Raw genomic sequence first — 22331 nt, 5'->3', positions numbered from 1 at the left:
CTGGAGGAGACACCCCATGAGCCACGATTCTGCAACTCCCACCTCCGACGGTGCGGCTACCCTGCGCCCGGCCCCGGACTATGCCGGGGCTGACCGGGATTTCGCCCGGAACGCGGCGGCCCGCACCACCCTGTTCCAGCGCCTGCGCGCCGTACTGCCCGAGTCCAGCCTGCTAGTGGCGGCCGAAGACCTGCGCCCCTACGAGTGCGATGGCCTGTCGGCCTACCGCCAGGTGCCCATGGCGGTGGCCTTGCCCGCCGACGAGGCCCAGGTGGCAGCGGTGCTGGCGATCTGCCACGAACTGGAAGTGCCGGTGGTGGCCCGGGGCGCCGGCACCGGCCTGTCCGGTGGCGCCTTGCCCCACGCCCACGGCGTGGTGCTGTCCCTGGCGCGCATGAAGCAGATCCTGTCCATGGACGCCGCATCCCGCACCGCCGTGGTCCAGCCCGGGGTGCGCAACCTGGCCATCTCGGAGGCTGCCGCCAGCCTGGGCCTCTACTACGCCCCGGACCCCTCGTCCCAGATCGCCTGCACCATCGGCGGCAACGTGGCGGAGAACTCCGGCGGGGTGCACTGCCTCAAGTACGGCCTGACGGTGCACAACGTGCTCAAGGTGCGCGGCGTGACCATTAGCGGCGAGATCGTCGAGTTCGGTTCCACGGCCCTGGATGCCCCGGGCTACGACCTGCTGGCCCTGATGATCGGTTCCGAGGGCATGCTGGCGGTGGCCACCGAGGTGACCGTGCGCCTCACCCCCAAGCCCCAGCTGGCTCAGGTGGTGATGGCCTCCTTCGACGACGTGAACAAGGCCGGCGACGCGGTGGCGGCGATCATCGCCGCCGGCATCATCCCGGCCGGCCTGGAGATGATGGACAAGCCCGCCACCCTGGCGGTGGAGCCCTTCGTCCAAGCGGGCTACGACCTGGAGGCCGAGGCCATCCTGTTGTGCGAGTCCGACGGCACGCCGGAAGAGGTGGCCGAGGAGATCGCCCGGGTCAAGGCGGTGCTCGACCGCTGCGGCGCCCGGGCCATGGCCGTGTCGCGCAGCGAGGAGGAACGGCTCAAGTTCTGGGCCGGGCGCAAGGCCGCTTTCCCGGCGGTGGGGCGCATCTCTCCCGACTACTACTGCATGGACGGCACCATCCCGAGGAAGCGCCTGGCCGAGATGCTCACGGCAATTGCCGCCCTGTCGCAGAAGTACGGCCTGCGCTGCGCCAACGTCTTCCACGCCGGCGACGGCAACCTGCACCCCCTGATCATGTTCGACGCCAACGAGCCAGGGGAGCTTGAGCGGGCCGAGGCCTTCGGTGCCGAGATCCTAGAGAAGTCGGTGGAATTCGGCGGCTCGATCACCGGCGAGCACGGGGTGGGGGCCGAGAAGATCAACCAGATGTGCGTCCAGTTCAGCCGTGACGAGCGGGACTTCTTCTTCGCCGTGAAACGGGCCTTCGACAAGCGCGGCCTGCTTAACCCGGGCAAGGCCATCCCGACCCTACACCGCTGCGCCGAGTACGGCCGCATGCGCGTCTCCTTCGGCCAGATGCCCTTCCCCGAACTGCCGCGTTTCTGATCCCTGCCCCCTGACTTTCACTGCGACCATGACCATGGATTCCTCTGACACCCTGCTGGCCGACTTTGCCGCCCGCATCCGCCACGCTGCCGAGACCAACACTGCGCTGCGCATCGAGGGCGGTGGCAGCAAGAACTTCTACGGTGGCCCGCTGCACGGCGAGGTCCTGTCCACCGCCGCCTATTGCGGCGTGATCGCCTACGAGCCCACCGAGCTGGTGATCACCGCCAGGGCCGGCACCCCCCTGGCCGAGATCGAGGCGGTGCTGGCGGAACGGCAGCAGATGCTGGCCTTCGAGCCGCCGCGCTTTTCCCCCGCCTCCACCATCGGCGGCGTGGTCGCCGCCGGCCTGTCCGGGCCGCGCCGCCTCCAGGCTGGGGCGGTGCGCGACTTCGTGCTCGGCACCCAGGTCATCGACGGTCAGGGCCGGGTGCTCACCTTCGGCGGCCAGGTGATGAAGAACGTGGCCGGCTACGACGTTTCCCGGGTGATGGCCGGCAGCCTGGGCACCCTGGGGCTGATCGCCGAGGTGTCGCTGAAAGTGCTGCCAGTGCCGGTGGCCGAGGCCACCCTGCGCTTTGCTTGCGACCAGGCCGAGGGCATCCTCCGGGTCAATCGCTGGGGCGGCCAGCCCCTGCCCATCTCCGCCACTGCCTGGCACGACGGTGCCCTGCTGGTGCGCCTGTCCGGGGCCGAGGCGGCGGTTTCCGCCGCCCAGGCCACGCTCGGCGGCGAGGGGCTGGAGAGCGAGGTGGGGCGCGGCTTCTGGCAAGGATTGCGGGACCAGTCCCATCCCTTCTTCACCACTGCGCTGCAGTCGGGCAAGAACCTGTGGCGCCTGTCACTGCCGTCGGTGGCCCAGCCCCTCGATCTGCCCGGCCCGGTGCTGGTCGAGTGGGGGGGGGCGCTGCGCTGGCTGAACAGCGATGCTTCCAGCGACAAGGTACGCGCTGCAGCCCTTGCCGCCGGCGGTCACGCCACCCTGTACCGGGCCAGCGACGAGGCCAAGTTGCGCGCCGGCGGCGCCTTTCAGCCCTTGTCGGCGGGCATGGCGGCGCTCAACCGCAACCTCAAGCGCGAGTTCGACCCCAAGGGCGTCTTCGGCCCGGGGCGCCTCTACCCCGACTTTTGACCCGGAACTGCCTTCAGCGGCGCCCTGCTGACTGCTCGGCTCCCAGGCCACAGCGCAACGTGCCCACCCGATAAGAACGCCCTGACGAGACTTTCGCCATGCAAACCCAACTCGCCGATTTCGTCCGCGACACCCCGGAAGGCCGGGAAGCCGACACCATCTTGCGCAAGTGCGTGCACTGCGGTTTTTGCACCGCCACCTGTCCCACCTACCAATTGCTTGGCGATGAGCTGGACGGGCCGCGCGGGCGCATCTACCTGATCAAGCAACTGCTCGAAGGCCAGGCAGTGACGGAAAAGACCCGCCTGCACCTGGACCGCTGCCTGACCTGCCGCTCCTGCGAGACCACCTGCCCCTCCGGGGTCCAGTACCACCGGCTGCTCGACATCGGCCGGGGCATCGTCGAGGCCCAGGTGCCGCGCCCGGCCAGACAGCAGTTGCTCTACCGGGCGTTGCGCACCGTGCTGCCCAACCGGGGCTTGTTCGAGACGGCGCTGAAAGTCGCTCGCCTGGCCAAGCCCCTGCTGCCCGAGGCCCTGGCGGAAAAGGTCCACGACGTGGCGCCGGCCCGGCCCCGTCCGGCGGCGCGCCACACCCGCCAGGTGGTTCTGCTCGAAGGCTGCGTCCAGCCTGGCCTGGCCCCCAATATCAACGCCGCCGCCGCCCGAGTACTCGATCGGGTGGGCATCAGCATCGTCCGCCAGGGCGAGAAGAAGGCCGGCTGCTGCGGCGCCCTGCGCTACCACCTGAACGACCAGGACGGCGGCCTGGACGACATGCGTGCCAACATCGACGCCTGGTGGCCGGCGGTGGAGGCCGGCGCCGAGGCGATCCTGGTGACGGCCTCGGCGTGCAGCGCCCAAGTCAAGGAATACGGCCACCTGCTGCGCCACGACCCGGCCTACGGACCCCGTGCCGCGCGCATCAGCGCCCTGGCCCGGGACGTGGCCGAAGTGGTGGCCGGCGAGGAACTGGCCATCGGCCGGGCCTTGGCCAAGGCCAAGGCGGCTGCGCCGGTGCCGGCCAAGGTGGCCTTCCATTCTCCGTGCACTCTGCAGCACGGCCAGCAGATCCGCGGCGTGGTGGAGCGCCTGCTCGCCGCCGCCGGCTATACCTTGAGCCCGGTGGCCGACGGCCACCTGTGCTGCGGTTCGGCCGGTACCTATTCCCTGACCCAGCCCGAGCTGTCCAAGCAGTTGCGCAGCAACAAGCTGGCGGCTCTGGAGGCGGGTAACCCGGGCGTGATCGTCACCGCCAACATCGGCTGTCTGACCCATCTGGCGGCGGGTACGGCGACGCCGGTCAAGCACTGGATCGAGTTGCTCGACGAGGCACTGGACGAGGCGGCCGGCTGAGCCGCAACCGTCTTGGCGGTGCTGCCGGATGCAGGGGAAAGGCACGACTGGTGCAGCGTTCGACCATGTGTCGGCTGGCCGGGAAGCGAGCGGGGCCGCATGCTATGCTTGTCAGCAAAAGGTCATAAATACTTTGCGCCGCTTCCTCGTCCCCCTTCCCGAAATCGCCGATCATGCCCTTGCAGCTTGATGTTTGCGTTTCCCAGCACATCGGCGACCGCCACGAGCAGCAGGACCGGGTCGCCCTGCTGCCCCATCCGCGCCTGCGTGGCGTCGTCCTGGCCGTGGTTGCCGACGGCATGGGCGGGCACGAAGGCGGGGCCCTGGCCGCCGAGCAGGTGATCCATACCGCGCGCCAGTGCCTGGAAGGCTACAGCCCCAGTGAGGACACGCCCGAGGAACTGCTGCGCATGATCTTCGATGAAGCCCACACCCTGATCCGGGCCGGGCGCTTCATCAACGAGAAGGACCCCCACAGCACCGGCGTGGTCCTGCTTCTTGAACCCACCCGGGCCACCTGGGCCCATTGCGGCGATTCGCGCCTCTACTGGTTCCGCAACGGCCAGCTGCAGCAGCGTACCGACGACCATTCCTACGTGGGCCAACTGGTGCGCGACGGCAAGATCAGCGAGGAGGAAGCCTCCTTCCATCCCAACCGTAACGTCCTGCTCACCGCCCTGGGCGGCCGGGAGACCCCCTTGGTCGATATCGGCCATAACGACGCCCTGGCCGCGGGGGATGCCTTCCTCGTCTGCTCCGACGGCTTGTGGGGGTACTTCGCCGATGCCGAACTGGGAGGCTTGGTCGCCACCCAGTCCGCCCGGGAGGCGGCCGAGGAAATGATGCGGCGCGCCCGCAGCCGGGGCCGCGGCGAGGGCGACAACCTGTCCCTCGCTCTGGTACGACTGAACGAGATACCGGTGGCCAAGCCCGGTCTGGCATCGGTGCGCCGCCCGGTGGGCAGCACACCGGTCACCTCGGGGTAGGTGCTGGTGGAAGGCAAGGGAAACGCCGGGCGGTGCGCCCGGCTTTTTTATGACTGCTGAGGCGGCATGCTGCTGCGTGGCGCCAGCGGTTCGTTAGCGGGGCCGTGGGCAGCGGCCGGCAGTGTTCGCCAGAACCCGCGGGCGACGCTGCTACGGTGCAGGCGGATCAGGACGCAAGGGGGCAGGGCGTCAGGGGATCAGGACGGCGGGCCGCCGCTCGTTTCCGGGGGGCGAAAACGCTCCACCCAGGCCGGGAATTCCTCCGCCGGCATTGGCTTGGCGATCAAGTAACCCTGGGCCATGTCGCAGCCCAGGAGGGCCAGCTGATCCCAGTCCTGTTGGGTCTCGATGCCTTCGGCAACGGCCTTGCGGCCCAGGTCGTGGATCAGGTCGATGGTCGAGCGCACGATCAGGGCGGCGTCCTTGTGGGTGGACATGTGGCGCACGAACGATTGGTCGATCTTGATGTAATCGACCGGCAATTTTTGCAGGTAGCGGAGGGAGGAGTAGCCCGTGCCGAAATCGTCGATGTAGAGGGGGATTCCATCATCGCGCAGATCGTGCAAGACCTGCAGGGCGAATCCGGCGTCTTCCATCACCGTGCTTTCGGTGAGTTCCACTTCGAGCAGTCCAGGGGCCACGTCCAGGGCCTTGTGCAACTGGCGGATCTTGGTCAGCAGTTCATCGTCATGCAGGTTGCGGGCCGACAGGTTCACGGCAATCGGCAGTGCCCGGCCTTCTCGTGCCCAGCCCCGGTTCAGGCTCAGGGCCGCCTCGATAACCCACTCGGTGAGCGGCTTGATGAGCCCGGTGCTCTCGGCCAGGTCGATGAATTCTCCCGGATAGATCAGACCCCGGGTGGCGTGCTGCCAGCGTACCAGCCCTTCCGAACCGCAGACCCGGCCGGTCACCATGTCCACCTTGGGTTGTAGGTAAAGCCGCAGGTCGCCACCGTCGATGGCTCGTCGCAGTTCACTGGCGATGGTCAGCCGGCGCGCCTGGTCAGGGGTCTGGGCTGGGTTGAACATGACGTGCCGTAGCCCTTTTTCCTTGGCCTGGTGCACGGCGATATCCATGTGCCGGTACAGGTCGTGAGGGGTTGTTCCGTGCTGAGGGAACAGGGCGATCCCGATCTTCGCCGTCACGTCGAGGGCGATGTCGGCGATCCGGAACGGACGGGCAATGGTCATCTCGAGGCGGCGCACGGCCTCCATTCCGACGGCTTCGTCACTGGCGGGCAGCAGGATGGCGAATTCGTCGCCACGCAGTCGTGCCACCGTGGCGGAGGCCGGCATGGCGCTGTGCAGCCGCATGCCGAATTCGCGCAACAACTGGTCGCCGTGGCTGAAGCCCAGGGCATCGTTGATTTGGCTCAGCCGCTCGACATTGGTCTGGAGCACGGCGAACGGCTCGGGGGGGGCGTGGCTGGCATCCAGGGCGGCGGTGATCGCCTCCGTGAACCGGGTGGCATTGGGCAAGCCGGTAAGGGGGTCGAAGTGGGTAAGCCGGAACATGGCCTCCCGGTTCTTTTGTTGCTCGGCGCGCGCCCGCAGGGTGGCGATGCCGAAGGCCAGGTCATCCCCGGATTCGGTCAGCAGGGCGCTTTCGTCCGGGCCGAAGGTGTTCGGCTCCCCGTCGTAAATGGCCAGGGCGCCAATGGTCTTGCCACCGACCTCGAGCGGGCAGGCGATCACTGAGGCGTAGTCGCTTAGGCTGGTGGTCCACGGCTGGTAGTCCGGGTTGTGATGTATGTCCGCCGCGACACTGGTCTGACCGGTACGGATCGCCGTGGCGACGGCCCCCCGGCCGCGCTGGTTTTCGGCCCAGGTGGTCGGCAGGCGGCGCAGGGCGGTGAGACCTCCCGGGTAGCCGTGCTCGGCCATCGGCTGCAGCGAGTGGGTCGCGTCGTCGCACCGGTACCAGACAATCGCCGTGTCGTAGCCGCCGGTCGTGACGATGGCTTGGCACATGCTGTCGAGCAGTTCCTGCTCGTCGGTGGCCCGCAGCATGGTCCGGTTGCCGGCGCTGAGGGTGCGCAACGCCCGACTGGCATGCTCCAGATCCTGGAGGTGCTGGGCAAGGCTGGCGTTGAGCGTCTGGATCTTTGCTTCGGCTGCTTTGCGCTCGGTGATGTCGACCCCCAGCACGTAGTAGCCGCTCACCATCCCTTGAGCATCCCGTCTGGGCATGTAACTGACCACCTGCCAGACGTCGGGGAAGGGTTGCCAGTCGTAGCTTTGTGCGTGCCCCGCCAACACCCCGGCGATGAGAGGGGCGGCAATCGCATAGCGTTCTTCCCCGAGGATGTCGCGCACCGTGCAGCCCGTGATGTCGTGTCGTTCCGGGGCAAAGCGCGTGCGGTACTGGTCGTTCACATAGACATAGCGCTGTTGCGCATCCACGAAGGCGATCAGGGCTGGAACGCTGCCGATCACGCTGCGCAGGTGCTCTTCGCTTTCCCGCAGCTGTTCCGTTCGTTCGCGCACCCGCTGCTCCAAGGCTTCGTTCTGCTCCACGATCAGCCGCTGGGCCTGGCGTTCAGTGCTTACGTCGCGGAATACCAGCACAACGCCACGTATCTGACCGGCCGCATCCCGTATCGGTGCTGCGCTGTCGGCAATCGGATGCTCGCGGCCGTCCCGGGCGATCAGGGCGGTGTGGTTGGCCAGCTCCTGGATCTGGCCTGTCTCCAGGACCTTGGTTACCGGGACCAAGGCCGGCGCCCGGGTTGTTTCGTGAATGATGCGGAACACCGCATCCACCGGCTGTCCCTGGGCTTCGGCCGAGGTCCACCCGGTCAGCCGTTCGGCAACCGGGTTGAGCTGGGTGATGCGCCCTTCGGCGTCCGTCGCCAGCACGCCGTCGCCGATCGAATGCAGGGTGATGGCAAGGCGTTCTTCGCTGCCGGCCAGGGCATTCTGACTCACCTCGGTTTCCCGCAGCTGGCGGCGGATCAGGAAATAGGTCGCGACCAGCAGCAGGGCGAGGGACAGGGCGGCAATGGGGCTGGCGATGGCCAGAAACTGGCGGCTGCGTTGCTGTTCGGCACTGCGACTTGCCAGAAGCCGGTTCTCTTCGTCTTCCATTTCGCGCATCAGCCGGTGGGTGCGCTCCCGGGTTTCCTGTAGCGGCGCGCTCGCAACGTAGGCGTTGGCGGCCTCGGCACCGAGGGTGGCGCGCAAGCGCTGGACCTCCCGGGAAATCGCAATACGCTGATCGATTACTGCGCGCAGCTGTTCCCAATGCTCCTGCTGGTAGGGATTGTCGGCGGTGAGAGCCTTGATGCGGCTCAGGATGGTTTCCCGTGCCGCCATGGCCGCATCCCGTTCGGGCAGGTGGTGTGCGTTTCCCGAAATGCGGAAATTCTGCGTACTCAGTTCGACCTGCAGCGTCTGAGCCTTGGCCTGGGCCAGATTGTTGAGCACCTCGTGGGTGTGGCCGACCTTGTGCGTTTCTTCCGTCGCGTCCTGGGCTAATTTCCAGGTGGCGGCGGCAAGGGCGACGACGACCAGCACCGCAGCGATGAAACCGGTCAGAACCTTGGTTTCAAAGCCGGAATGTGCGTTCAACGGGCGCGTCCTGTCGATGCCGGCCCGTGCCGTTGTGCTATGAGTTTCCGTTGGCATGATCGGAGGAGGGCGGCATGCCATGGGTGTTGCGAAGAAGGGGGGGCATGACGAATGAAGAGTGTATGGCGTTGGCGTATAGGGTTTGTCGCCATTCTCGGTGATCTGTTCCCCATCCCCATGTGAAAGACATCATTGGATGTTTTGTTATCCCAAAAACAAAAAACCCTGTTCGAGAACAGGGTTTTTTACCGATGCCGCTCCGTGAGGGGCGGCGTGTGCGCCGATGCCTAGACCTTGCGGCCCAGCCCGCCGAGCAGGGCTGCCACCGGGCGACGCGGTTTGCGCAGGTCCGGTTGGCCTTGGGGGGACGGGGCGCCGTGGTCGTCGGTGATGTGACCTTCGTTGGCCAGGTGGGGAATGGCGGCCTTGGCTTCGTAGGGCTTGCTGAAATCGAAACCGTCGGCGGCCACAGTGGAGCGGCCGCGACCAGAGCCACCGGGGCGGCGCTCGTAGTTGCTGCGCTCGCCGGCCGGGCGGTCGCGCCGTTCGCCGCGTTCGGGACGGTCGCCCCGATCGGTGCGCTCGCTGCGGTCGCTCCGCTCCCGGCCTTCCGGGCGGGCATGGGCGTCGCGGCGGCCTTCCGGGCGCGGGTCGTTGCGGCTCTCGGAGCGGCGCTTCTTGCCGCTGGGCGGGTATTCCCAGTCGGCGTCGGGCTCGAAGCCGGGGACGATGATCTGCTCGACCGGGCGCTTGATCAGCTTTTCGATTTCCACCAGGTAGCCGGCTTCGTCGGTGCTGACCAGGGAGATGGCGTTGCCCTGCTTGCCGGCCCGGCCGGTGCGGCCGATGCGGTGCACGTAGTCCTCGGGGACGTGGGGCAACTCGTAGTTGACCACGAAGGGCAGGTCTTCGATGTCGATGCCCCGGGCGGCCACGTCGGTGGCCACCAGGGCCTGGATCTCGCCGGCCTTGAAGGCGTCCAGGGCCTTGATGCGCTCGGACTGGCTCTTGTCGCCGTGGATCGATTCGGCCTTGAGGCCCGCCCGCACCAGTTCCCGGGCCAGCCGGGAGCACATCAGCTTGGTGCGGGTGAAGACGATCGCCTGGGTGACTTCGCCGTTCTTGAGCAGGCGGGTGAGCAGAGCCAGCTTGCGGTATTCGCCGACCGGATAGACCCGGTGGGTGATGGTGTCGGACACCGCATTGCGCTTGGCCACTTCGACCATCACCGGGTTGCGCAGCATGGTATCGGCCAGCTTCTGGATCTCGGTGCTGAAGGTGGCCGAGAAGAGCAGGCCCTGGCGGGTCTTGGGCAGCAGGTTGATGATGCGCTGCACGTCCGGGATGAAGCCCATGTCGAGCATGCGGTCGGCTTCGTCCAGGACCAGGGCTTCGACGGCGTGCAGGCTGACGGCCTTCTGCTCGACCAGATCGAGGAAGCGGCCCGGGGTGGCGACGAGGAACTCGATGCCGGTGCGCAGGGCGGCGATCTGGGGCTTGATGTCGGTGCCGCCGTACACGCACAGGGTGCGGAAGTGAGTGTGCTTGGCGTAACCAGTCAGGTTCTCATGGACCTGGATGGCCAGTTCCCGGGTCGGGGCCAGGATCAGGGCGCGCACCGGGTGCCGCGCCGGGGAGGCGCTCGGGCTGGAGTGGTGCAGCAGGCGCTGCAGCAGCGGCAGGGTGAAGGCGGCGGTCTTGCCGGTGCCGGTCTGGGCGCAGGCCTTGAGATCCTTGCCCTGGATCACCAGGGGAATGGCCTCGGCCTGAATCGGGGTGGGGTTCTCGTAGCCTTGCTCGGCAACGGCTTTCAGCAGTTCGGGGGCCAGGCCCAGCTCGTCAAATCGCATGGGCGGGACTCCGTAAATCGAATGGGATCAGAAACATAGGGCCATGATTATACATGGCCCTATGTGACACGCGGATGTTTTCAGGTTTGTCAATGCCCGCCGCGGGGGTGGCCTTCGTCCGCCCCGCCGGCCTCGCCCGGCACGAGGCGGGTGACCAGCAGCTGGTCGATGCGGTAGTTGTCGATATCCACCACCTCGAACTTGAAACCGGCGTGGGTGACCGCGTCGGTGCGCCGGGGAATCTTGCGCAGGGTGTACATCATGAAGCCGGCGATGGTTTCGTAATTTTCTGTCTCGGGGAAATCGTCGATGGACAGGGCGCGCATCACGTCTTCCACCGGCGTGATGCCGTCGATCAACCACGAATCGGCGTCGCGGCGCACGATCTGCTCCTCGGCCAGGGGGCTGACCAGGTCGCCCATCACCGTACTGATCACGTCCTCCAGGGTGATCAGGCCGACCACCAGGGCGTACTCGTTCATGATCAGGGCGAAGTCTTCGCTGGCCGCCTTGAAGCGCTTCAACACCTCGGACAAGGTCAAGGTGTCGGGAATGATCAGCACGTTCTTCAGTACCGGCTCGCTCTTCAAGGCCAGGGGCTGGCCGTTGAGGGCGCGCAGCAGCAGATCCTTGCCGTCCACGTAGCCGATCACCCGGTCGATGCCGCCGTCGCACACCGGGTACTTGCCGTGGGGGTGGGCGGCGATCTTCTCGCGCAGGCTGGCTTCCGAATCCTGCAGGGTGAAGAACACCACGCTCTCCCGGGGCGTCATGGACGAGGGCACGGTGCGCGATTCGAGCTCGAAGACGTTCTCGATCAGGGCGTGCTCCTCCTTGTCCAGCACCCCGGCCTGGGCGCCGGCGGAGGCCAGGGCGACGATGTCGGCCTGGGTGATGTCGTTGTGCCGGGCGGTGGGCAGGTCGAAGACGCGGAAGAACAGGTTGGCCAGGCCGCTGAACAGCCAGACCAGGGGGCGGAACAGGGTGAGGAAGAAGCCCATCGGCGCGACGATGCGCAGGGCCACCGCCTCCGGGGCGATCATCGCCAGGCGCTTGGGCACCAGGTCGGCGAATAGGATGAACAGGGAGGTGACCAGGGCGAAGGAGAGCACGAAGCCGCCGGTGGCCGCCTGCTCCGCCGGCAGCACCCAGGCCAGGGCCTGGGCGAAGACCGGGGAGAAGGCCCCCTCGCCGACGATGCCGCCGAGGATGGCCACCGCGTTCACGCCGATCTGCACCACGGTGAAGAAGTAGCCCGGCTCGGCCTGCAACTGCAGCACCCGTACCGCCCGCTCCCCCTGGGGGCCGGGCGTGTCGGCGAGCTGTTGCAGCTTGAGCCGGCGCGAGGCCGCCAGGGCGATTTCCGCCATGGAGAAAAAGGCGCTGGCGGCGATCAGGCCGAGGATGACGAGCAGATGGTCGGTCATGGTCGAAGGGCCGGGAGCCGGTGCTTACCCCTTGCGGCGCGGTGCCGCGCGGGAAGGTGCGGGGCGGGCTTTGCCGCCGCCACGGGGAGCAGACGCCGCCTTGCCCGGGCGGCTGGGCTTGCCTGCGGTGCTGGTAGCACTCTTGCCACCCTTGCCGCCGTTGCCGCGGGGCGCCGTGGCGGATTTGCCCGGACCCTTGCCGGGCCGGGCCGGTTTGCCCGGCGCCGGGGCGAATGCGCCGCGCGGCGCGGCCTTGGCGTTGCTCTTGCCAGCGGGGTTGCCCGCCGGCTTGGCGGCCGGCCGCTCGCGGCGTGGCCCCCGTTCCTGGCCAGGGGTGAAGGAGGAGAATTCGCCCAGTTCGCCGAAGGCGTTGCTGTCCGCGTCGCTGAAATAGCTGCGGGCACCGCCGGGCTTGCCCGGGCGGGGGGCGGCACCGGTTTTGCCCGGCTTGGCGGACTTGCCAGATTTACCTGGTTTGGCCGCCGGTGCGGCAACCGAGAAGGCGCCGAAGTCGTCGCTTTCCCGTATGTCCTTGGTTTCGCGCTCGCCACGGGTTGGCCGAGCCGCGGTCCCCGGCTGGGGCCGGCGCGGCGCGGGGCGGATACCGCCGGCCGGCGCCTGGGCGCGCAGGTAGGCGGTGACCTCCTCCCGGTCGTGGTAGAGCTGCTTGAAGGCCAGGGAATACTCCAGGCCGGCCTCTTCAAGGCGGGTCTCGATCAGGGCGCGGCAGGTTTCCAGCTCATCGTAGCGGCGCTTCATCGGCAGCTTGAGGTTGAAGATGGCGGCGGCGGCCTTGCCCTCGGCCAGCCAGTCGGCCATCACCCGGGCGATGCGCGCCGGGCTTTCCACCATGTCGCATACCAGCCAGTCCACCGGACGCCTGGGCCGGTACTTGAGACCGTCCTCGCGCAGGTGTTCGACCATTTCAAAACCGAGCAGGGACTTGTCCATGGGGCCGTTGTCCACCGCCGTGACGTGGATGCCGCGACGCACCAGCTGGTAGGTCCAGCCGCCGGGGGCGGCGCCCAGGTCCACCGCCGTCTGGCCGGTGCGCAGTTGCGCTTCCAGGTCGAAGGCGAGGAAGGCCTCGGCCAGCTTGAGGGTGGAGCGGGACGGCGCCTCCCGGGGCATGCGCAGGCGCGGGATGCCGAGGGGCCAGTCGGAGCGGTTGCCGGCGTCGGAGACGGCGCAGATGGCGGCCGACGACGAGAGGAAGAAGACGTGCAGTCGGGCCCCCCGCAGCCCGGCGCCTTCGGGGCGGGGTAGCGGGGGAGGCGCGTCGGCATTGAATTTCAGCGGCAGGCCTTCGGAGATTGGCTCCTGGCGCGGAGTCCCAGGGGCACCCTCTGAAGATCCAGTACTGGCGCGGAGTTTGCCCTTGGCCGGTTTGTCGCCGACCAGGCCGGCGGCGGCCAGGGCCTTGGCGAAGGGGGTGTCGAACTTGCGCAGGAAGGACGACAGTTCCTTGGCTTCGTTGGTGTCGGCGGTTTCCAGCAGCACGTCGGAAAAGCGGGGTGCCAGCACGCTGGCGGCGGCGGTGAGCGGGCCGGCCCGGTCGGTCACCGGCAGGTCGGTGATGATCTCGCCGGCAAAGAGCAGCTGGCGGGGAAAGGTCAGGTCGGCAAAGCGCAGGTCGCGGCGCAGGGTGCGCAGGTCGGCGGTGTCGGCGGGCACGAACAGCACGTAGCCGGAATCGGGCTTGGCGCGACAGTAGCCCGCCACCCCCAGGCCCGCCGTCACGTCGCTGATTTCGGCGGCGCATTCCTTCTCGAAGCCGGGGCGGCAGTAGAGCAGGAGCTGGGCAAACTGGGGGGTAAAGGCCCCCTCGGCCGGTCCGGCGCGGCGGAAGACGTGGGTGGGGGTGTAGTCGCTGAAGTCGGCGGAGTCGGTGGATTCGGTCATCCGCCAAGGATAGCGTATTGTTTCGGGCGGCATGGTGACGGCCCTTGATCGCCGCGCCATGACAAGGCACAAGGCAGGCCAGGCGGTGACCGTCGCCGCCGGCGCCACCTCCTGGCTTCCCCCGTAGCCCGCTGGCGGCGGCGCGTGGCCATGCCGGCTGTGCCTGATCCCAGAACAACAGGAGAACATCCCCATGACCCCATCCCCCATGGCGTACCGCCACCTCGGCGGCAGCGATCTGAACGTGTCCGCGGTGTGCCTCGGCACCATGACCTTCGGCCAGCAGAACAGCGAGGCCGAGGGCCACGCCCAGCTCGACCGGGCCCGGGACGCCGGCATCAACTTCATCGATACCGCCGAGATGTACTCGGTGCCGGCCCGGGCCGAGACCTATGGCGCCACCGAGACCATCGTCGGCACCTGGCTGAAGCGCCAGGACCGCAGCAAGATCGTGCTGGCCACCAAGGCCGCCGGTCCGGGACGCACCCTGGAATGGATCCGGGGCGGCCCGAAAGGCTTCGGCAAGGCCGATCTGAGCGCCGCCGTGGATGCGTCGCTGAAGCGCCTGCAGACCGACTACATCGACCTCTACCAACTGCACTGGCCGGCCCGGCGCCAGCCCATGTTCGGCGGCTGGCAGTACAGCCCGGCCCGGGAGGGCGACGGGGTCATCACCCCCATCGAGGAAACCCTGGAAGCCCTGGCCGAACTGGTGGCGGCGGGCAAGATCCGCCACGTCGGGGTCTCCAACGAGCACCCCTGGGGCGTCATGGAATTCACCCGGCTGGCCAAGGCGCGGGGGCTGCCGCGCATCGTCTCGATCCAGAACGCCTACAGCCTGGTCAACCGCACCTACGACCTGACCCTGGCCGAGGTCTGCCACCGGGAAAACGTCGGGCTGCTGGCCTACTCGCCCCTGGCCTTCGGCCACCTCACCGGCAAATACCTGGCCGATCCCAAGGCCGACGGGCGCATCAATCGTTTTGCCGATTTCGGCCAGCGCTACAGCAAGCCCGGCCTCCAGGAGGCCGTGGCCGCGTACGTGGCCCTGGCCCGGGTGATCGGTATCAGCCCGGCACAACTGGCGCTGGCCTGGTGCTACCGGCGCTGGTCGGTGGCCAGCACCATCATCGGCGCCACCAGCCTGGCCCAGCTCGACGAGAACCTGTCGGCCTGGAACATCGACCTGGCGCCCGAGGTGCTGGACAAGCTCGATGCCATCCACCTGCGCCACCCCAATCCGGCCCCCTGAGCCCGGGGCTCGCCGCTCCCCGACCAGGGGGCGGCTCCTGGTGCCCCCGGGTTTTCCCCCCGCAAACGGCCAACGGCCCGGCGGACATCATGTCCGGCCGGGCCGTTGCTTTGTCTGGGTAGCGCCGTTTGCCCGGGCGTGGGCCGGGCGGCCCTTACTTGGCCGCCGGGGCTTCGGCGGAGGCTTCGCCCGTTCCATTGCCAGCACCGTCGGCCGGCGGGGCGACCTTCTTCTTTTTCTTCTTGCGCGGGTCTTCCGGGGGTGGCGCCGGGGGCAGTTCCGGGGTCACCGTTTCCAGCTGATTCTCGCGCATGTAGGCATCCATTTCCCGCCAGCCGGTATAGACCGCCGACTTGGGCACCCACTGGTAAAGCGAGTAGCAATCCTCGATAGCCCGGCCGGACTGGCGGCAGGCGCCGCCAATGGCCTTGCCCTCGTTTTCCATGCGTGTTGCCTTGCTGGCGGCATCTTCGATGCCCAGTTTGCTCTGCACCTCGTCGCAGCCGTTCAGGGCGAGGAGGGCGACCGCGAGAAGGGCCGCGCGGGCCAGCCCGGAGCGGAGGACGGGGGAAGAGGGGCGAGAGGCCATGGCGTGAAGGAAAAAAGGTGGTGGGGCGCAGGGGTGGCGAAATTAAACCACATTCCCCGGCCCGGCCGGCAGCGCGCCGACAGGCGTCGCTGGCACAAGGCCCAATGGGTCCAGGTCGATCCGGTCGGTAAACAGGGCGTCGATGCCGGCGGCGAACAGTTCGGCCATGCGTGCCGGGTCGTTCACCGTGTAGGCCGCCAGGCGCAGGTCGGGGGCGGCGGTGCGCAGGGCGGCAAGGGTCCGCCGGTCGAGATAGGTGGCGTCGAGATGCAGGCCGCAGCATCCCAGGGCGCGGCATTGCGCCAGCCCGTCCCGGGGCAGGGCGCCCACCAGCAGGGCGCGGGGCAGGGCCGGAACCAGGCGGGCTATTTCCGCCAGGGCGGCGGGCGAAAACGAGGAAACCACCAGGGGCGGCGGGGCGAAGGTGGAAACGGGATCCGCGGCTGGCGACCGGTTACCGGGCGTTCCGCCGTTGTTTGGGGCGGAGGGCGGGCCCGCCAGGGTTGGCCAGCGGGCCAGCAAGGTGGCGGCGACGGCCTGGGCGGTGGCGCGGTCGCGCCCCGTGGTGGGCTTGATCTCCAGGTTGATCCACAGACCGGCGTCCAGGCACAACTCCAGGGCGGCCGCGAGGCGGGGCAGGGCTTCGCCGGCGTAGGCCGGGTCGCGCCAGCGGCCGGCGTCGAGGCGGTCGAGCACGGCGGCGGAAGCGGCGGCTATGGGGCCCTTGCCGCTGGTGGTGCGCTCCAGGGTGTCGTCGTGGTGCAGGAAGGGGATGCCGTCGGCGGACAGCATGACGTCGAATTCGACACCCCGATAACCGGCGGCGTGGGCGGCGGCTAGTCCGGCCAGGGTGTTTTCCGGTGCCAGCCCGACAAACCCGGCGCCGCCGCCCCGGTGGGCGATCAGGCGGGGATAGGCGAGGGTAGGAGAGCGTTCAGGGGGGGAAGGGACGGGGGGCGGAACGCCAGCGCCGGGCGTTTCACCCGCTGCCGGCGCCGGGGTGGCGCCGTTGCCGGCCGCGTCCCCCGTCATGCCGCGCTTACTTGAGCAGCAGCGCCAGCTTGCCCTTGGGCAGGCCGCGAACCACCGCGTTGGCCCGGGCCACGGCGGTGTCCAGGGCTTCCTTGGGAGTCTTCAGCTCTTTCCACACCGCTTCCAGCTCTTCTTCCACGATCAGGCGCACCTGGGGGTGGAAGGAGATGCGGGCCGGAATGGCATCCTTGTCGGCGCGGCCGGCCAGGGTGGCGTGGGCCACTTCCTGGTTGACCAGATCGTCCTTGAGCAGCTTGCTGCGCGCCGCCTTCCAGGCCGTGTCGGACAGGGGCAGGAAGCCGCCGGCCTTGGCCAGTTCGATCTGCATGTCCGGGGCGGTGATGAAGCTGACGAACTTGGCCGCCCCCTTGTATTCGGCCGCCTTCTTGCCGGCGCCGATCCACAGGGAGCCGCCGCCGGCCAGGGTGCGCTGGGGCGCGCCGTAGGCGTCGTCGAAGTAGGGCATGGGGGCCACGCCCAGGTCCACCTTGCTGTCGGACTTGAGGGTGGCGTAGATGTCGGAGCCGGAAGTGAGCATGCCGCATTCGCCGGCGGCGAACTTGGCGTCGGCTTCGTTGCGCCGGCCGAAGTAGGTGAAGTACTTGCTCTTGTACCAGGTGGTGAGCAGGGCGATCTGCTTGACCTGGGCCAGGCCGTTGAAAGCGAAGGTGCCCGAGGCGGTGGCGGCCGGGGCGCCGTTGCGGGCGCTGGCGTTCTCGATCAGCACCCAGGCGGGCCAGGAGGTGGTGTAGGCACAGCTGGAGCCGGCATCGACCAGTTTGCCGGCGGCGTTCTGCACTTCCCACCAGGTCTTGGGCGGCTGGTCCGGGTTGAGGCCGGCCTTCTTGAAGGCGGCCTTGTTGTAGTACAGCACCGGGGTGGCAAAGGCCACGGGCAGGGCCATCAGCTTGTTGCCCTCGGTGAGGGGGCCCCGGTAATCGGCCAGGAAGCTGCTGGTATCCATGCGCTCCTTGGCTTCCTTCATCACGTCGGCGATGGGGCGGAAACCGCCGCGGTTGGCGGAGAACAGGGAAATGTCCTCGGACACGGCCAGGTTGAGCACCGCCGGAGCGTCCTGCTCGCTGCGCCGCACCGGGACCACGTGGTAGTCCTTCTGGCTGTTGTTGAAGCGGTCCACCACTTCCTGGAGGCGGGCGATGCGGGCCTCGTCGAGCTGGTGGGAAAGGGGGATTTCGGTGACGGCGAAGGCCGGGGCGGCAACGCTGCCCAGCAGGGTGGCGGCGACCAGGGTACGGCGGAAGTGCGGCATGACGGACTCACGACTGAGGGAGAGCGGCGATTCTAACGCTCCCGGCGGGGGGGCGGGGAAGCCCCCCGCTTTACCGCGCCAGCGCTGGGGTTGCTGGCGCAGCCCCGGCCGTCTGGCCAGGAGTCGGGCGCCGATCCGGTGAGTGCCGGTCGCCTACCAGGCGACGGTTTCGACCCGGCCCAGGCTGCGGCCGAGGAAGCGTTCGCCGATGGTGGTGAAGCGCAGCGGCACGTCGGTGACGAAGTAGCGGTAGGAGGCCGGGTTGGCCGGGTCGCCCGGGTTGGCCAGGCCCATTTCCTGAAGCCGCTGGGCGGCCTGCTCGGCGGTGGTTACCGCCGAATCCACCAGGGTCACGTCCGGGCCGGCCACGTCGGCGAGGAGGGGTTTGAGCAGCGGGTAGTGGGTGCAACCCAGCACCAGGGTATCCACCCCCTCGGCCAGCACCGGCTTCAGGTATTCCTGGGCGGTGAGGCGGGTGACCGGGTGGTCGAGCCAGCCTTCCTCCACCAGGGGGACGAACAGCGGGCAGGCCTGGGAATAGACGCGCAGCCCCGGGTTGAGGGCGTGCAGGTGGCGGGCGTAGGCGTTGCTGTTGACCGTGGTCGGGGTGCCGATCACGCCCACTGCGTTGTTGCGCGTGACGGCGGCCGCTGCCCGGGCGCCGGCCTCGATCACGTCGAGCACCGGCAGATGGCCGGCGGCCTCGGCCCGGGCCCGCACCACGTGGGAGGCCACTGCCGCCATGGTGTTGCAGGCGATGATCAGCATCTTCACCTCGTGTTTGAGGAGAAAATCGACGATCTGGCCGGTGAATTGCTCGATGGTGGCGACCGACTTGACCCCGTAGGGCACCCGGGCGGTGTCGCCGAAATAGACGATGTTCTCCAGGGGCAGCCGTTCCATCAGCGCCCGCACCACGGTCAGGCCGCCGATGCCGGAATCGAACACGCCGATCGGGCAGCGCCGGGCCACCTCGGCCACTTCCGGCGGAACGAGGGAGGGGAGGGCAGCAGCGGGGCGGGGGATGGAGGGGGAAACCATGGGCGGTGGCGGTGCGAAAACGGCGGGGATCGCTCCGGTCGGGGAAAACCGGTGGGAAACCTGGAGAAAAACCCGGAGAAAAACCCGGGAAAAAGCGACAAAAGGGCCGCCATGATACCCCCGTTTGGTAATATTCCGCCTTTCGCCAATTTGCCCATATTTGGCCCGTCCGGCCCGCGCCGGGCGTGGCAACGGAAGCGTCCGACCACCATGAATACCGCCGAAATCCGCCGCCAGTACCTGGAATTCTTCGCGAGCAAGGGCCACCAGATCGTGGCTTCGTCCTCCCTGGTTCCCCACGAGGACCCGACCCTGCTGTTTACCAACGCGGGGATGAACCAGTTCAAGGACGTCTTCCTCGGCTTCGACAAGCGCCCCTATACCCGGGCCACCACGGCGCAGAAGTGCGTGCGCGCCGGCGGCAAGCACAACGACCTGGAAAACGTCGGCTACACCGCCCGGCACCACACCTTCTTCGAGATGCTGGGCAACTTTTCCTTCGGCGACTACTTCAAGCGCGACGCCATTTCCTACGCCTGGGAACTGCTCACCCAGGTCTTCAAGCTGCCCACCGAGAAGCTGTGGGTGACGGTGTACGCCGAGGACGACGAGGCCTACGACATCTGGACCAAGGAAGTGGGCGTGCCGGCCGAGCGGGTGATCCGCATCGGCGACAACAAGGGCGCCCGCTACGCCTCCGACAACTTCTGGATGATGGGCGACACCGGCCCCTGCGGCCCCTGCACCGAGATCTTCTACGACCACGGCGAGCACATCTGGGGCGGCCCCCCGGGGAGCCCGGAGGAAGACGGCGATCGCTACATCGAGATCTGGAACAACGTCTTCATGCAGTACAACCGGGACGAAGCCGGCGTCATGCACAAGCTGCCCAAGCCCTCGGTGGATACCGGCATGGGTCTGGAGCGCATCTCCGCCGTGCTGCAGGGCGTGCATAGCAACTACGAGATCGACCTGTTCCAGAAGCTGATCGCCGCCGCCGCCCGGGAAACCTCGGATGCCGATCTGGACAGCCCCAGCCTCAAGGTGCTGGCCGACCACATCCGCGCCTGTTCCTTCCTGGTGTCCGACGGCGTCATCCCGGGTAACGAGGGCCGCGGCTACGTCCTGCGCCGCATCATCCGCCGCGCCATCCGCCACGGCTACAAGCTGGGCGCCCGGGCCGCCTTCTTCCACAAGATGGTGCCGGACCTGGTGGCCGAGATGGGCGAGGCCTACCCGGACCTGAAGGCCAACCAGGCCCGGGTCATGGACGTGCTCAAGCAGGAAGAAGAGCGCTTCTTCACCACCATCGAGCACGGCATGGCCATCCTGGAGGCCGACCTGGCCGCCATGGACGCCGCCGGCACCAAGGTGTTCGACGGCGAGACCGCCTTCAAGCTGCACGACACCTACGGCTTCCCCCTGGACCTGACCGCCGACGTCTGCCGCGAGCGCGGCGTGACCGTGGACGAGGCCGCCTTCGACGCCGCCATGACCCGGCAGAAGGAACAGGCCCGCGCCGCCGGCAAGTTCAAGATGGCCGCCAACCTGGAATACGAAGGCGCCCCCACCACCTTCCACGGCTACGACAGCCTGGAAGCCAAGGGCGCCGTGCTGGCCCTGTACAAGGACGGTGCCTCGGTCAACGAACTGCACGAGGGCGACCTGGGCGTGGTGGTGCTCGACCACACCCCGTTCTACGCCGAGTCCGGCGGCCAGGTGGGCGACCGGGGCGAGATCAAGGGCGCCGGCCTGTTCGCCGTGGAAGACACGCAGAAGATCCAGGCCACCGTGTTTGGCCACCACGGCGTGGTGACCACCGGCACCCTCAAAGTGGGCGACGCCGTCACCGCCCGGGTCGATACCGTGGCCCGGGCCCGCACCGTGCGCAACCACTCCGCCACCCACCTGATGCACAAGGCCCTGCGCGAAGTGCTGGGCGAGCACGTGCAGCAGAAGGGCTCCCAGGTCGATCCGGACAAGACCCGCTTCGACTTCGTGCACAACGCGCCGATGACCGCCGAGGAAATCCGCCGGGTGGAGGCCATCGTCAACGCCGAGATCCTCGCCAACGCCGCCACCGATGCCTCGGTAATGGCCATCGAGGATGCCCAGAAGACCGGCGCCGTGATGCTCTTCGGCGAGAAGTACGGCGACGAAGTGCGGGTGCTGACCATCGGTTCCTCCAAGGAACTGTGCGGCGGCACCCACGTCACCCGCACCGGCGACATCGGCCTGTTCAAGATCGTCTCCGAATCCGGCGTGGCTGCCGGGGTGCGCCGCGTCGAAGCCGTCACCGGCGACAACGCCCTGACCCTGGTGCAGCAGCAGCAAGCCCTCATCAGCGAAGCCGCCGGCGCCTTCAAGGCCCCCGCTTCTGAGCTGCCGGCCAAGATCGCCCAGGTGCTCGACAACGTGAAGGCCCTGGAAAAGGAACTGGCCAAGCTCAAGTCCAAACTGGCCTCCAGCCAGGGCGACGACCTGGCCGACCAGGCGGCCGACATCAAGGGCGCCAAGGTGCTGGCCGCCACCCTGGACGGGGCCGACGTCACCGCCCTGCGCGAGACCATGGACAAGCTCAAGGACAAGCTCAAGTCCGCCGCCATCGTCCTGGCCTCGGTAGCCGACGGCAAGGTCACCCTGATCGCCGGCGTCACTTCGGACCTGACCGGCAAGGTCAAGGCCGGCGAGCTGGTCAACCAGGTGGCCCAGCAGGTGGGCGGCAAGGGCGGCGGCCGGCCGGACATGGCTCAGGCCGGCGGCACCCAGCCGGAAAACCTGCCGGCGGCCCTGGCCTCCGTGGCTGCCTGGGTCGAAGGCAAGCTGTGATGCGCCTTCCCAAGGCCCTGGCCCTGGGCGCCGCGCTGGTCGCGGCGTTCCCGGCCCATGCCGCGGAGAATGGCGCCAGTGCTGGTGTTCCGGCCAAGGCCCTGGACCGCACCCCCATCGAGGCCACCACCGCCACCGGCGACCCGGTGCGCCTGCTGCCCAACGGCCGCTGGGAATACGTGGACGCGGACAAGGCCAAGGCCGCCAAGGCACTGGCCGATCAGTTCCCGGAAAACCACACCCGGCCGGTGGCGGCCCAGGGGGGCGTGTTCGGCGTCGGCCGCACCGTCATGCCCGGCGACCGAGACTACAACCGGGGCAGTCTGGGGCACAAGTAGCCCGCCTTTGGGCGTGCTGCGGCAACCTCATCCCAACAAAAGCCGGCCCCACGGGGCCGGTTTTTGTTTGTCCGCTCGGCCCGGCGGGGGGGGATTGGTCCGAGGAGAGTTGCGCCAAGGGAATACGTGGGGAGTCGCGGCCGGCTCCGCCGACGGAACGGGGGGGCGCTGGCATTCGCGGGGGGAAGC

General features: G+C 68.4%; 15 protein-coding genes. 7 read left to right on the top strand and 8 right to left on the bottom strand.

Annotation, left to right across the window (positions count from 1 at the left end):
• The first annotated feature begins 16 nt into the window (after positions 1-16).
• The 4 genes from OTERR_RS11660 to OTERR_RS11645 all read left to right on the top strand — a co-directional run bounded on the left by OTERR_RS11660 (position 17) and on the right by OTERR_RS11645 (position 5043).
• On the top strand, positions 17-1570 hold the full coding sequence (locus OTERR_RS11660; RefSeq protein WP_149425859.1) for an FAD-linked oxidase C-terminal domain-containing protein: 1554 nt from the start codon (positions 17-19) through the stop codon (positions 1568-1570).
• A gap of 34 nt (positions 1571-1604) precedes the next feature.
• Complete coding sequence (gene glcE / locus OTERR_RS11655) at positions 1605-2702, top strand: glycolate oxidase subunit GlcE (RefSeq protein WP_149425858.1); 1098 nt, start codon at positions 1605-1607, stop codon at positions 2700-2702.
• A 98-nt stretch (positions 2703-2800) separates the two neighbouring features.
• On the top strand, positions 2801-4057 hold the full coding sequence (gene glcF, locus OTERR_RS11650; RefSeq protein ID WP_149425857.1) for a glycolate oxidase subunit GlcF: 1257 nt from the start codon (positions 2801-2803) through the stop codon (positions 4055-4057).
• A 173-nt stretch (positions 4058-4230) separates the two neighbouring features.
• On the top strand, positions 4231-5043 hold the full coding sequence (locus OTERR_RS11645) for a PP2C family protein-serine/threonine phosphatase (RefSeq protein ID WP_149425856.1): 813 nt from the start codon (positions 4231-4233) through the stop codon (positions 5041-5043).
• 197 nt (positions 5044-5240) lie between these two features.
• Here OTERR_RS11645 and OTERR_RS11640 read toward each other — a convergent pair whose 3' ends face one another.
• From OTERR_RS11640 to rlmM, 4 genes are all read right to left on the bottom strand, one after another.
• On the bottom strand, positions 5241-8612 hold the full coding sequence (locus tag OTERR_RS11640; RefSeq protein ID WP_223115942.1) for an EAL domain-containing protein: 3372 nt from the start codon (positions 8610-8612) through the stop codon (positions 5241-5243).
• A 287-nt stretch (positions 8613-8899) separates the two neighbouring features.
• Positions 8900-10462, bottom strand: a complete 1563-nt coding sequence (locus OTERR_RS11635; RefSeq protein ID WP_054621191.1) for a DEAD/DEAH box helicase — start codon at positions 10460-10462, stop codon at positions 8900-8902.
• An 89-nt stretch (positions 10463-10551) separates the two neighbouring features.
• Positions 10552-11889 carry a polyamine export protein PaeA gene (gene paeA / locus OTERR_RS11630; protein ID WP_149425854.1) on the bottom strand — a complete coding sequence of 446 codons (1338 nt, stop codon included), beginning with the start codon at positions 11887-11889 and terminating at the stop codon, positions 10552-10554.
• Positions 11890-11913: 24 nt separating this feature from the next.
• Positions 11914-13791 (bottom strand): 23S rRNA (cytidine(2498)-2'-O)-methyltransferase RlmM, encoded by a 1878-nt coding sequence (rlmM, locus tag OTERR_RS16650; RefSeq protein WP_149425853.1) that lies wholly within the window; start codon positions 13789-13791, stop codon positions 11914-11916.
• A gap of 193 nt (positions 13792-13984) precedes the next feature.
• On the opposite strand from rlmM, the gene OTERR_RS11620 reads away from it, so the two are divergent.
• On the top strand, positions 13985-15043 hold the full coding sequence (locus OTERR_RS11620; RefSeq protein ID WP_425466014.1) for an aldo/keto reductase: 1059 nt from the start codon (positions 13985-13987) through the stop codon (positions 15041-15043).
• A gap of 154 nt (positions 15044-15197) precedes the next feature.
• Here the strand turns inward: OTERR_RS11620 and OTERR_RS11615 are convergent, their stop codons facing one another.
• The 4 genes from OTERR_RS11615 to murI all read right to left on the bottom strand — a co-directional run bounded on the left by OTERR_RS11615 (position 15198) and on the right by murI (position 18837).
• The gene (locus OTERR_RS11615; RefSeq protein WP_054621188.1) at positions 15198-15632 is read right to left on the bottom strand and encodes a hypothetical protein; all 435 of its coding nucleotides are present in this window, start codon (positions 15630-15632) and stop codon (positions 15198-15200) included.
• A 42-nt stretch (positions 15633-15674) separates the two neighbouring features.
• Entirely contained in the window at positions 15675-16664 is a 990-nt protein-coding gene (locus tag OTERR_RS11610) for a glycerophosphodiester phosphodiesterase family protein (RefSeq protein WP_149425852.1), read from the bottom strand.
• Between the two features lie 7 nt (positions 16665-16671).
• Positions 16672-17934, bottom strand: a complete 1263-nt coding sequence (locus OTERR_RS11605; protein WP_149425851.1) for an extracellular solute-binding protein — start codon at positions 17932-17934, stop codon at positions 16672-16674.
• A gap of 153 nt (positions 17935-18087) precedes the next feature.
• Positions 18088-18837, bottom strand: a complete 750-nt coding sequence (gene murI / locus OTERR_RS11600) for a glutamate racemase (protein WP_246154498.1) — start codon at positions 18835-18837, stop codon at positions 18088-18090.
• Between the two features lie 348 nt (positions 18838-19185).
• Between murI and alaS the strand changes: the two genes are divergently transcribed.
• Positions 19186-21804 carry an alanine--tRNA ligase gene (alaS, locus tag OTERR_RS11595; RefSeq protein ID WP_149425850.1) on the top strand — a complete coding sequence of 873 codons (2619 nt, stop codon included), beginning with the start codon at positions 19186-19188 and terminating at the stop codon, positions 21802-21804.
• The gene (locus OTERR_RS11590; RefSeq protein ID WP_223115941.1) at positions 21804-22142 is read left to right on the top strand and encodes a hypothetical protein; all 339 of its coding nucleotides are present in this window, start codon (positions 21804-21806) and stop codon (positions 22140-22142) included. The genes alaS and OTERR_RS11590 overlap by 1 nt, the downstream gene beginning before the upstream one ends.
• Positions 22143-22331 lie beyond the last annotated feature (189 nt).

The sequence above is a fragment of the Oryzomicrobium terrae genome (assembly GCF_008274805.1).
In the GTDB taxonomy this organism is placed as follows: domain Bacteria; phylum Pseudomonadota; class Gammaproteobacteria; order Burkholderiales; family Rhodocyclaceae; genus Oryzomicrobium; species Oryzomicrobium terrae.
The sequence above is the reverse complement of the archived record's forward strand: the minus strand, read 5'-3'. Positions and strand labels throughout refer to the sequence as shown.